The 11,701-nt window shown below is 39.7% G+C and carries 13 protein-coding genes; 4 read left to right on the top strand and 9 right to left on the bottom strand.

Annotation, left to right across the window (positions count from 1 at the left end; translation table 11 throughout):
- Nucleotides 1-468: 468 nt before the first annotated feature.
- Both AACU59_RS00510 and AACU59_RS00505 read right to left on the bottom strand, forming a co-directional pair.
- Nucleotides 469-2,163 (bottom strand): ORC-CDC6 family AAA ATPase, encoded by a 1,695-nt coding sequence (locus AACU59_RS00510; RefSeq protein WP_161437622.1) that lies wholly within the window; start codon nucleotides 2,161-2,163, stop codon nucleotides 469-471.
- Nucleotides 2,164-2,498: 335 nt separating this feature from the next.
- A complete protein-coding gene (locus AACU59_RS00505; RefSeq protein ID WP_040122748.1) occupies nucleotides 2,499-2,831 on the bottom strand; it encodes a YnfA family protein in 333 nt (110 codons plus the stop codon).
- Between the two features lie 191 nt (nucleotides 2,832-3,022).
- Here AACU59_RS00505 and AACU59_RS00500 point away from each other — a divergent pair.
- Nucleotides 3,023-4,521, top strand: a protein-coding gene (locus AACU59_RS00500; RefSeq protein ID WP_443280891.1) for an IS3 family transposase whose coding sequence is annotated in 2 segments (ribosomal slippage) — nucleotides 3,023-3,449 and nucleotides 3,449-4,521 — 1,500 coding nt in all. Because the reading frame shifts where the segments join, the coding sequence is not laid out codon by codon here.
- A gap of 328 nt (nucleotides 4,522-4,849) precedes the next feature.
- On the opposite strand, the gene AACU59_RS00495 is transcribed toward AACU59_RS00500, so the two are convergent.
- The 5 genes from AACU59_RS00495 to AACU59_RS00475 form a co-directional block, all read right to left on the bottom strand.
- The gene (locus tag AACU59_RS00495; protein ID WP_161437621.1) at nucleotides 4,850-6,106 is read right to left on the bottom strand and encodes a Y-family DNA polymerase; all 1,257 of its coding nucleotides are present in this window, start codon (nucleotides 6,104-6,106) and stop codon (nucleotides 4,850-4,852) included.
- The gene (locus tag AACU59_RS00490) at nucleotides 6,106-6,513 is read right to left on the bottom strand and encodes a LexA family protein (RefSeq protein WP_094145446.1); all 408 of its coding nucleotides are present in this window, start codon (nucleotides 6,511-6,513) and stop codon (nucleotides 6,106-6,108) included. Before AACU59_RS00490 ends, AACU59_RS00495 begins: the two co-directional genes overlap by 1 nt.
- Before the next feature lie 353 nt (nucleotides 6,514-6,866).
- Entirely contained in the window at nucleotides 6,867-7,301 is a 435-nt protein-coding gene (locus AACU59_RS00485) for a hypothetical protein (RefSeq protein WP_094145445.1), read from the bottom strand.
- 60 nt (nucleotides 7,302-7,361) lie between these two features.
- Nucleotides 7,362-7,937, bottom strand: coding sequence for a hypothetical protein (locus tag AACU59_RS00480; RefSeq protein ID WP_094145444.1), 576 nt, complete (start codon nucleotides 7,935-7,937; stop codon nucleotides 7,362-7,364).
- Between the two features lie 2 nt (nucleotides 7,938-7,939).
- Entirely contained in the window at nucleotides 7,940-8,920 is a 981-nt protein-coding gene (locus AACU59_RS00475; RefSeq protein ID WP_094145443.1) for a helix-turn-helix transcriptional regulator, read from the bottom strand.
- Nucleotides 8,921-9,051: 131 nt separating this feature from the next.
- On the opposite strand from AACU59_RS00475, the gene AACU59_RS00470 reads away from it, so the two are divergent.
- The 3 genes from AACU59_RS00470 to AACU59_RS00460 all read left to right on the top strand — a co-directional run bounded on the left by AACU59_RS00470 (nucleotide 9,052) and on the right by AACU59_RS00460 (nucleotide 10,698).
- Nucleotides 9,052-9,564: a hypothetical protein gene (locus tag AACU59_RS00470; protein WP_161437620.1), complete on the top strand. Its 513-nt coding sequence runs from the start codon at nucleotides 9,052-9,054 to the stop codon at nucleotides 9,562-9,564.
- Nucleotides 9,561-9,722 (top strand): Sir2 family NAD-dependent protein deacetylase, encoded by a 162-nt coding sequence (locus AACU59_RS00465; protein ID WP_202598799.1) that lies wholly within the window; start codon nucleotides 9,561-9,563, stop codon nucleotides 9,720-9,722. The genes AACU59_RS00470 and AACU59_RS00465 overlap by 4 nt, the downstream gene beginning before the upstream one ends.
- Nucleotides 9,723-9,837: 115 nt before the next feature.
- Complete coding sequence (locus tag AACU59_RS00460) at nucleotides 9,838-10,698, top strand: SIR2 family NAD-dependent protein deacylase (protein WP_094145556.1); 861 nt, start codon at nucleotides 9,838-9,840, stop codon at nucleotides 10,696-10,698.
- Nucleotides 10,699-11,124: 426 nt separating this feature from the next.
- Here AACU59_RS00460 and AACU59_RS00455 read toward each other — a convergent pair whose 3' ends face one another.
- The gene (locus tag AACU59_RS00455) at nucleotides 11,125-11,397 is read right to left on the bottom strand and encodes a hypothetical protein (RefSeq protein WP_094145555.1); all 273 of its coding nucleotides are present in this window, start codon (nucleotides 11,395-11,397) and stop codon (nucleotides 11,125-11,127) included.
- Nucleotides 11,398-11,414: 17 nt separating this feature from the next.
- A partial coding sequence (locus AACU59_RS00450) for a hypothetical protein (RefSeq protein ID WP_161437619.1) occupies nucleotides 11,415-11,701 on the bottom strand: 287 nt, incomplete at its 5' end.

Here is an 11,701-nt window from a genome sequence, read left to right as displayed (position 1 = left end):
TCAAAATCTTCATGATCAATATAATAGGAATTGAGAATTTCTAATAATTCATTTTCTCCAGCGTCATTTCCAAATAAATTTTTATCTTTTAAATTTACAACGATCATCCATTTTCCTATTAACGCTAACTAGACAACATAAGCCGTCTTTTGTGCCTCTATTATGAAGACGTTACTAATAAAATTCAATTATTAATCAATGTGTTAGTTCTAATTTTTGGAGCTTAGGTAGCGATGTGTAGCCTAAACCAATGCACTCGTCACTTCGGATAACTTAAAGTAAGGCTAATTGACACTAGTAGCGTATAAGTGAGCTTTCACACTAAACGATTTTGGGGCATTTTCGTGTTTCATGCCCCGTCGGCACACCTTTGGACAGTAATGAGTTGCGCTAACAGTTTGAAATCACTTCAATCAGATAAAGAAAACTATGTGGATGCCTTGATCGTTTGTTATGATGTTTCGAATTTTATCCCTGAATTTTTTCGTAACAGTTATTACATAAGCGTTGTTTTATGTAAGCTAAGTGGTTTGTATCAATTGGCCGATTACAGTGCGGGCAACTGAAAGCCTCACCAATCTCCATAAGAAACTTTTGAAAGAAGCTGTCCTCGAGAGAAATTCTACGAATCTCTCTGAGTTCTTTTAAATTCAAATTTTCTAGAGTGGAAGCATCTAATTTATTTTTTGATATGTTGAGTGAGTTATAACAACCATAATCTATTGAAAACACATTATATGAAGTGCCTGAATGGTCTTTATGAGAATATCCTTTTTTCCTTAAATGCATAACTCTAAAATCAATCAAATTTTGCATATGTTTATTCTTTGTATGTTTTTCCTGAACTAAAAAGTGAATTGATTTTTTGTTTTCAATTACTTCTTTAACGATTTCAGTTAATAACTGTCTTTCTATAGGATGCTTATCTATTTGTTCTTTTTTGTCAGTTTCGTACCATTCAGAATTAGCAGATCTTAAATTTTTCACACTAATTCTCTTTGAAGAAGGTCCAGAAGATAGCAAAAATTTATCATATGAATCTATAAATAAATTCATAAAATCCCGAGGTATTCCTGCACTGGCAACTAATATTTCATTCATGGCAACGTTTGCAAAAAACAAATTAATTATTTTATCTTTTTCCGTTTTATTATCCTTTAACAAACCGTCTATCGATGATGGGTCTATCGAGTATAGATGTTTATAGATGAGATCATTAAAAAAGTTTCTAGTTTCTGACTTGTTGACTTCGAAAACATAGCGCATATCAAGTGGATAACCAAAAATATCTCCGCCATCTTCAAGTCCAAAAAACTTCTCTTCTGTCTTAATTCCTAAATTTGTTCTATTCGGAATTGCTGCAATTTTTAGAGTAACTGGAATTGCTGAAAAGCTTTTCTTAAGTATTTCAGCCAAATATATTTGAGTGCTCATTTCAATTTCAGACCACTCATCAATAATTAAGGTAATACGTCTCAATGACAACGACTCCAATATATTTTCTATTTCATTGGTAATATCCAATATAGATATATATGAATTCATTTTTTTGTCACCAGATACTTTTGTTTGCAAATCTTTTTTTGCTGATAACTCTGGGTTTCTAGATATTTTTGCCGAACCACCTAAGCTTTTAATTTCCTCCTCAGAGACTGTTAATGATGTTGGTTTGACAAATTTCCTACCATCAAACTCTAGATATATACTTTTAAATTTATCAAGTAAATCTAGTTCTTTTAATTTTAATACTTGGTCATTTACGCTGTCAAACTCGTTTATCCCACATATATGATTGATGTTTAATATCAATGTATGGGCCAACTCTTGCATTAGATATTTAAATATTAAAATGGAATTTATTTCTTGTGAACCTTGCTCTGATGACAACAAAGGAACTATACGTCGTATATCAATATAAATCGGAAAATTTTTATTCGAATAAAGATCGATAGCAATCTTTTCTTGTAGAGCTTTAAGTAAATGCGTTTTTCCTGAACCACGTCGTCCATAAATAATAGTATTATTTCTATTATTTATGTTAAGGATGTTTTCCGTTCCTGAATAAAGTTTAATATAGCTTTCGTACTCAATGTTTTCAGCTCTGACATTATCAGCTAAGCCTGAAACACAAGTTTTTATAGCCTCAGATTTTAAATTTAACATTTATATCCTTTATACTTTTATAGGTGATTAGCCTATTTTATTGCATAACAGTATCTTCTCAGCAGACATTGTCTTTACAAGATTTTCAGAAAATACATACGCCATAGCAGCAACATACTGTTCTATGAGTCTTCCATTCATAGATTGCAGAACATGTCTGTATAATCACAACTGCTCAATTAGGCCCATAATCTGTTATTAGTATATGTAGGTCAAGAACTGACATGTGAAAGTGGTCAGGAATCCTGAGCTAAACAGTTTTGGGGCAAAACTGAGGCAGCGCTTGCTCATCCCCCGACGTTGAAGAGTTTCAATGGTTGAAGAAATCAACGTTGTTATACGTGCCGTGGTGCGAACATGATGATACCCATGCCGATCAACGCTACCGTTACACCGACTATGTCCCATAAAGTTGGTCGAATACCATCAACTATCCACAGCCATAGTATTGCTACAAAAATATAAACCCCACCATAAGCTGCATAAACCCTACCAGCCGCTGTTGGGTGAAGAGAAAGTAACCAAGCAAATAGTGCTAGGGATAGAGCTGCTGGTAATAAAAGCCAGACAGATTTTCCGTCTTTCAACCAGAGATAAGGTAGATAACACCCCAATATCTCTGCTACTGCTGTAATAAAAAACAATCCGATAGTTTTTGCTTCTACCAACTCAATTTCCTCATATTATTTATGACCGATTTAGCACTGAATATGACAATTGTAACGATCTGCATATTTCGGAGCATTCCGATCAGTCATTTCCCCCCTATGTCAGCATAGTTGTCGCCTAGATTTTTAAGGAGATAACTATGCCCGCCAATTCAGTTCCAATTGATGTGAAAACGAAAGGTCAAACTTGGCTGTTACCACCATATAATTGGTCCCATCGAAGAATTGCTAAAGAATTAGATGTGAGTCCTTCCGTGGTATCTAAGTGGAGAAATGAACTTGTTGAAAGTGGCCTATTGTCTACAGAGCCGCCGTTAGAAAATACTACTACTGATTATTCAGCGGAGCAGAGATTTTTCATAGTGATTGAAACTGCAACAATGTCTGAACGCGAGTTAGCTGAATACTGTAGGTCTAAAGGGTTATTTGTCGATGACGTTAAAACCTGGCGAGCACTGTCTATCAAGGCGCAGAGTACAACATCGGCTTCAATGTCACACAAAGAAAATAAGCTACTACGTGATGAACGCAGAAAGGTAAAAGCGTTGGAGAAGGAGTTGGCACGTAAAGAGAAAGCACTTGCTGAAACCGCTGCGCTACTGGTTTTGCGGGAAAAGTTCAATGCCCTCTGGGAAATCAACGAGGAAGACTGATTCCTATCTCAGAGCGGCTTAAAATAGTCACACTTGTTGATGAAGCTGTACGTAAAGGGGCAACAAAGACAAAGGCTTGTTCCACCGTTGGGTTATCAATACGAACGTTCCAGCGTTGGACACGGAACTCTGCCGAAATCACAAGTGATATGCGTCAGCATCCTCGGCAGTACGAGCCTCATAATAAGCTATCAGAAGCCGAAAGGCAGCAGATATTAGATATCTGCAATACACCAAAGTATAGCGATTTACCTCCGAATATCATCGTTCCAATGTTAGCTGATGAAGGCATTTACATTGCCTCAGAGTCCACATTTTATCGTGTATTAAAAGCAAACAACCAGCTAGGTAAGCGAACTCGTAACAAAGCTGCCACAAGTCCTTCTCGACCAAAGGTTCAAAAAGCCTGCAAACCAAATCAGGTATGGAGCTGGGATATCAGTTATCTGCCATCAAAAATACGAGGGAAGCACTATTACCTCTATTTGATAATGGATATCTTCAGTAGAAAAGTAGTCGGTGCAGAAGTGTATGATCAGGAGCTAGGCGAATATGCAGCGGAGTTACTCCAAAGAACAACATGGCGGGAAAAGTGTATGCAAGGCAACATTACTTTGCACTCTGACAACGGTGCTCCTATGAGAAGTTACACCATGCTTGCAAAGATGTATGACCTTGGGATTGCAAGCTCTTACTCTAGGCCAAGAGTAAGCAATGACAACCCATACTCTGAGTCGTTGTTCAAAACAATAAAGTATTGTCCTTCATGGCCAATGGATGGGTTTTCTTCCATTGAAGACGCTCGGTGTTGGGTTGGTAATTTTGTTGATTGGTATAACAATGAGCATAAACACAGTGGCATAAAGTATGTAACACCTCACCAGAGGCATTGCGGGGAGGATAATGAAATTCTCCGACAGCGTATGCAAATCTACCGACGTGCTCAATTGACTCATCCAGGCAGATGGAGTCGGCAAACGAGAGACTGGAGTTATATCGATGAGGTGTACTTGAACCCTGAAAAGTGTGCAGCGTAATCATTCACGTTACTAAATTGTAAAAAAGACGACAACTTGCTTGAAAAACAGCGGAAACGAGCGATCGCAATCACCGAAATACGCACGATCAGCTCTCAATGATGCAGTCTTTTGGTTATTGCTTCAATTTATGAACCCAGACACAACAAAGAACAACTGATAAATTTCTTAAAGGCAACATTTCGCCCTGACACGGTTCCACCGTTCATCAGAGATAAGTTTTATTAGGGCTACGCATAGTACAGTTGACAGTAGTGCTCTTTGTCGTAAAGAAGGAATGGGGCAAAACCAAGCTAGCTCTGTATTAGGTAGAATATAATTCACACTATCAGCATTTGATTTTTGGTAAATCTTGCCAACGGGTGGTGTATTGAGGCGACAACATTTCACGCCGCATTTCCCATTTTTGAGTTATGCCTTGAGCAGCAAGGAAGATAGCATCACTCCCAAATCGATTGTTTAACGTGTCATACACATTCATAAGCTTAGGATTATTTTGGGTCAGGTTGAATAGATCGGGCTGCTCATGCTGCCCGTCAACTAAGTCAATCAGCCCAACACCAATTTTATAAAACCTCACATCCTCTTGGAATAACTGCTCAGCCAGCCGAGAGGCGGCTTGAGTTATCTGGGTTACATCAGCAGTAGGATACGCAAAACGATAAACCGCTCGGCGTGCCACAGGAAGAGAGTCAAATGGTGAACTGTTAGCGAAACAAAGCATCACTCGACACAGTGACTTTTGTTTTCGAGCCTTAAAGGAAGCAATATTTGCATGCTTGCACAACGCTTGTTGCAACGACTCAAGGTCAGTAATTCTCTGTCCTGCACTGCGGGTAGAAAATATTTGTTTTTTATCCGCTCTAGCCGTATCCCAGCCCTTACATTTTTGTCCATTGAGTTCACGTACTGTACGCTCCACTTCTACGTTAAACTCTTTTCTAATAAGTGCAGGAGGGTAATTGGCAAGCTTGAGCGCTGTATTAATTCCTATCATCTCTAATTGATGAGTTAGTTTCCTGCCTATACCCCATACCTCTGAGACATGCAGTTGCCCTAAAACCGCCTTACGCTCTCGTTCGCTATCTAAGACACATACCCCATTGTATCCTTCGATTTTTTTCGCAGCATGATTGGCCACTTTCGCGAGGGTTAGTGTTTGCCCAAACCCTACACATACGGGTAATCGACATTCACGCCAAACAGCGCGTCGTAATTTCATTCCGTGCTCTTTGAGAGAACGAACGGCTGGGAAACTATGCTCAAATGAAAGGAAAGACTCATCGATACTGTATATGTGTTGCTCAGGTGCGAAGCGACCAATAACCTGCATCATTTTGGCAGATAAATCCGCGTACAATTCATAGTTCGATGACAGAGCAATCACATCCTTCTGTTCACAAAGTGCCTTAACTTGAAAGTAGGGTTTGAATTTCTCTATGCCAGCATCCTTAGCTTGTCTATTAGCTGCGACAATACAACCGTCGTTGTTGGACAAAACTATCATCGGCTTTCCACGCCAATCGGGGCGGAAAACTTGCTCAGCGCTACAGTAGAAAGAGTTCGCATCAACCAAAGCAAACATTATTTTGTTCTCAACAATGGACTAACTCGGTGGCAGCGAATTGAGCGAGTTACAATACCTTCGAGGGAAAATTGATCAAATTCGTGGATAGGAACGGGCTGGTATCGCTCATTAGCAGAGAGTAGTAAACGACGATTGAGATCGATTTGTTTACAAATAAATTCCCCATTGAGGTTTGCTACTATGATATCGAGATCTTGTACATCTAATGAGCGATCTACAATGAGTAAATCTTTATCAAAGATACCCACATCTTGCATAGAATCTCCACATGCATACCCCAGAAAGGTGGCACAAGGATGCTCAATAAGAAGCTGGTCTAGATCTAAAGCTAGCTGAGTATATTCTTCAGCAGGACTCTCGAAGCCTGTGATACCTGCATGAGCAAAGATAGGGATGACTTTCATACAAAACAGATACTGTATATGGATACAGTGTATTGTATTTCAGATTAGACATTTTGCAACAGCGCAACGGAGATAAGATTGCTGTTTTTGTTTTCATCAAGAGAACTACTGATTGCCCAGTGAACCCAATATGAATTGTTTCAATTGGACGATGCTTGCGCATTCTTGGACAAACCTGAGCTAGCACACCTAGCTAGCTCGAAGATGGACAAAACTGTTTCAGCCAGCATTGACTGAAACGAAGATGGACAAAAGCTCGTTAGTTTTTATGCTCTAATGTAGTAGCTTCGGATAAAGTAAAATAAGGGAAACGGATAAATTTATACGATCAGTTACGAATACATATAAATTTCTCACAGGCTCACGGCTGAAAACTCAAAATGTGTTTGAGACTGAACATTAGGAAAAAGCGTAAATACACTTCTTGCTACGACAGTTATCAACAACAGCCATGTCGGAAATTGGTTTGATGTGATTTTTGACACCAAAGCTTCGTTCGAGAAATAGACTATCTCTCCCTTAAAAAATATAGGCCCGTCATACAGTGGAATCAACTCAGGTAGCTGGTACTGCGGTAACTCGAAATCAATCAGTTTGCTTGCAATCGCCAGCAAACTCTTGCCGCAAGATTGTGATTCAAGACTCTCAGCCAAATGAGCTAAAAACAAGCATTCTGTGATGCACTCACCATGCTTTTCATACAACTTGTTTATATCTTCACCATCGTCGGTGATAAAGTACTGAATGTGCGTGTAGTGTTCGGCTAAGCGAAAAGTTTTGTTGGACATAAAAACTCTCTCCATGTGGTTGGAGAGAGTATGCATTAAGGATGCGACAAGAGTTGTCGTTTAGGCGAAAACCATGGTATCTACAGGCAAGAATCCAATTCTATATTTGAGGGATGCCCCATAAAGATTTAACGAAACACCCTCAATTGTAGCGACTTCATCAGTTGGTTTTGTATCAACACCAACAAAGAAAACCCCTAGATTTTTATATTTTTGTCCTGACTCAGATGCACACTCTAACGCATCTTTATAACTGTCCATATGGGTTAGCCATTTTTCAATATCGACCTTCATCTCACTTACAATAGCGCCAGTGTTGCTTCGCTTAAATTCAATTAAGTAGTAGGCGTTTGAAGCTTGGTCAGATGAAATCCAAAAATCGGGGATGATGTATTTATTCTGTTCATCATTCACATCGTAATTAGGCGACTTAGTAATAATTTTATACTCGCGATACCAGTCAAAATTTTTCTTTTCCTCACCATATACTTTAGTTTCAAGGTAATTAGCAAACTCAACTTGCAACCAACCTTCCCATCCTGAAATCTTGCACTTTCCGATGGTAGAAATCGCCTTTTGAACATGCTTTTCCTGGAAAAAGCCATGAATACACTCAAAAACTTGTTTTTCGTTCATCTCTAATCCTCATACCACGATAGACTATCTCTAAGGGTTTCTTTTATTTCTTCACGTAATGCCAACGGCTCTAACACTGTCGCGTGGTTACACACAGATAGCAGCCAATGGCGCAATTCATCGGTGTCATCCACGTTTGCGTGAACGACAAAATCGTCATCTTTGGGTTCTATTAATTGGTCTTCACTCAGAGGTGTTTCATCAAGGATTCTTGCAAATACTGGCGTAACCCATAGTGTAATCAGCAGGTTATCTAAACTTCGGGTAACCCCCATTTCCCCATGCTGGACGTATTTCTCCAGCGAGAAAGCTTCGTCAATAATCGCAGGGAAGTATGAATATTCTGCGCTTATCACACGGTTAAACGACAACTGGCGAACATCGCTGTAGCCATCAAATTTCCCAACCAGATAATTGCGCTCACCGCGCACGACAATGCCACAAGGGTGAAACAGTAGTCGTTGTTCTTTTTCAGAGGACATTGAGCGATATACCAACCTGATGCATTTTTCTTCCAGCACCGCTTTGTAAATGACGTTTATCGTTTCAGCATCGAGCTTTGCAGGAAGCAAAGGCATCCCTTTGGGGTGAATATACACTTTTCGAGGCCAAAGCCCTTGCGGCGTTTTATTTTCATATCGAAGGTAGTACCTTGCACCATTGAAGTGGGATTCCAAATTTCTGAGCAAGGATGGAGGAAAAGCCTGCTCAAGGTATTTTTCAGCAAGATTCAGGGTGATAGCGGTACTCAAGTCCATCTTCGTTAAACCAAAATCAAGTCCTTGTTCTCGTGACCATCCAATCGGTTTACCTGTATCTGGCACAACGCCGTATTTAGCTAGGCTTTTAAGAATGCGTTGCACACTTCTTAATGACAATCTCTTGCCTTCGGCTTCCAGTTTTTCCCGAATTTTCTGCGCGGTGGTCTTGCCTTTCGTCGGCACTTTTGCAAGCACGGCACGTTTGTTTTCGAAACTTTCCATCAAGGTTTAATGTATTGATTCTAGTGGTATAGCGAATATATCCGATTATTCACTTATTAACGACAGAAGTTGTCGTTACGTTAGTGCATATTGAGTCCATCATTAAAAAACACGTAAAAATAGGAAGCAAAATGGTAGAGGATTTCTCAGAAGGACCATTTACAAAAGACGAAGTCATCACGCTGCTAAGGACACTGCTAGGGAATGAGTATGATGCTGAAGAAGGCTGTTATGAACGCTATGGATTCAACTGTATTTTTGACTTTTATGAAATGTCAGGTGGATATCACTGTGAATCTCATATTTTGACACGGCCGAATGGATATAGTCTTTACCGTTGCTGCGCTCGTTATGGTTCTATCGAGGACAAGAGAAAATTTAATCGTAATGTGATTTGGGCAGGAGCAATGTCGCCCGATTATCTGATCCCGACAAACAATAAGGAAAGAGGCGCATTAAGAAAAGTGTGGCGTAGAATGAAGAAAAGCCCTGTACATGATTGCCTTTACAAATTCTCCTATGACCGTATATGTCGGCGCGAGAAGGCGCAGTCTATTGAAAAAATGAGGAAGTACATCAGTAACGGTCAAACTGATGCTTTTTTGGAAGCACACCTTCAACTATTTGATGGTAGAGAAATATGAAATCAAATAAAGAGAAAATTATTGTGTTTACTGGCCTTGGCGTCAGTGCGGAAAGTGGCTTAGCAACCTACCGAGATAGTGACGGGCTTTGGAACCAACTGCCAGTAGAGAGCCTGGCAACCAAGCAAACACCCAGAACTGGTTTTAGCTTTTTATAACGACCGCATTGCCAAAGGCCTAATGCCGCTCATCTGGCGATTGCCGAGCTTGAGAAGACTTTTGTGATGGTCATTAACACAGCGAATTGTTAAGTATTAGTGGAGATACAAGTCAATGCATGAACAACTAGACTTAGAATATTCCTATGGGAAAGCGGCTAAACTGATTCTTGGTGCAAAGCACCTTTTGATTACAGCGGGAGCAGGAATGGGGGGGGACTCTGGCCTGCCTGTTTTTAGAGGAAACGATGGTTTTTATGACTCATATGCTGGATTTGAAAAAGCCTCTCTCAACTTTGCTAATGTCGCAAATCCTCACTTTCTATTGCAATCCCCAGAAGCATTCTGGTGGTTTTACGGGCAACGATTTGAGCTATACAACCAATCAATGCCTCATTGGGGATACCAAATAATCAAATCTTGGCTCTACCGCAAAGACGGTTTCGTATTTACGTCAAATGTTGATGGGCATTTTGAGAAAATCGGCATCGCGAGGAATAAAATCGTCGAATGCCATGGTTCCATCCATTTTTTGCAGTGTTCCATTAATTGTTGCTCTTCGCTATGGCGGATTGAAGAGCTGCCTTTTTCCCTCAATAAACATAGCTGCGACGTTACAGGCCCCCTTCCCGAATGCCCAAACTGCGGTAATTATGCACGACCTGCTATTCATATGTTCAATGATGCTCAATGGAATGGCGTGCGAACAAGCCTTCAATGGGACAGATTTGATGACTGGCAATATTCAATCGAAACGAAGCATTTAATCGTTGTAGAAATTGGCGCTGGGCAAGCTATACCCACCGTTCGAATACAATCAGAAAAGCTTGGTGCGCCGATCATACGTATCAACACTGCCAACGAAGATGCTTATGTCGAAAATGGAGTGTCTCTGCCAGTAAGTGCCTTAGAAGCACTCGAAGGAATCCAGAGACATTTAGTAAAACGCGCCCCCCAATTTGCCTCTGCTGTTTGAAACAGTTCTCCATTTAGAACTCGACCGCTCACTTTAGTGATTAGCAAGAATCGACTGATTCAATATAGTTAGGACAGAGCGTGGTAAATCGAGAGAGGTTTATTTATCAAGGGTCACTGTTTTAAGTAGGTTTAGGGCAAAAAACTCCATTCAGATCTGGTTGATGTTGTAATTCAAGGTAAATTAAGATCAATAGAGCACTATGAATTTGCGGATGACTTATAGTTCCGCAATCATGAGACCAGCTTACAGGCGGCTGGCCACATTTCCTTATCAAACTGACTGCCCTAAGTTAGTTATATTCATTTTATGCTTTTCGCCACAGTTATAACCATCCCAGAAAATCACTTCGTAAACCTTTGAAATGGTTTGACTTAGGTGGTTAAAGTCATGCCTTGCAGCATGACAAATACAAATGTAACGCTTCTAGATAAGTTTATAGTTAATGGCTTTATGAAAGTGAGAGGTGCCATTATCTACGTTTTCTAATTTCATACCACAATACGGGCAATGAATGATGTTAAAAGCAGTTTGCCAGAGAAGCTCACCGACTTCATTCAGTTCGTGACTCAATTCTAAATCCATTTCTGATGCAGATTCAGAAATAAACAAAAACCATTGCTTATTCGTCGTGTAGTGTTCTGTATAGTACACTTGAACATCTGACGGAAGATTTTCACAGTAATGTTGCTTTGTCATTATGTTTCCCCCCTTTTTTAAAAGAAGCAAAAAGATTCAGTTTCTTTCACATGTGCGATTTCTTTCGATTTCCAACGATTACAACCATAAAGCCCAGGAACTCGATTTACCTTCTTAACTACGCTTGTAAAATCAATTGTAGAAGCTTTGCTCTCTGAACGATCTGTTCTAGTGTGACAATATTCATTAAATCTTTTATCAAAATGAGATCTTCTAAGTTTGAGTGTGCTATTCTGTTCTTCGACGGTCAATTTATTTGCTTTTAGCATAGCTTCCTCGTCTGAGGTCACATGGTTATCAAAAC

Source organism: Vibrio sp. V23_P3S9T160 (assembly GCF_963886625.1).
In the GTDB taxonomy this organism is placed as follows: domain Bacteria; phylum Pseudomonadota; class Gammaproteobacteria; order Enterobacterales; family Vibrionaceae; genus Vibrio; species Vibrio anguillarum.
This window is presented reverse-complemented; position numbering and strand designations above follow the sequence as displayed.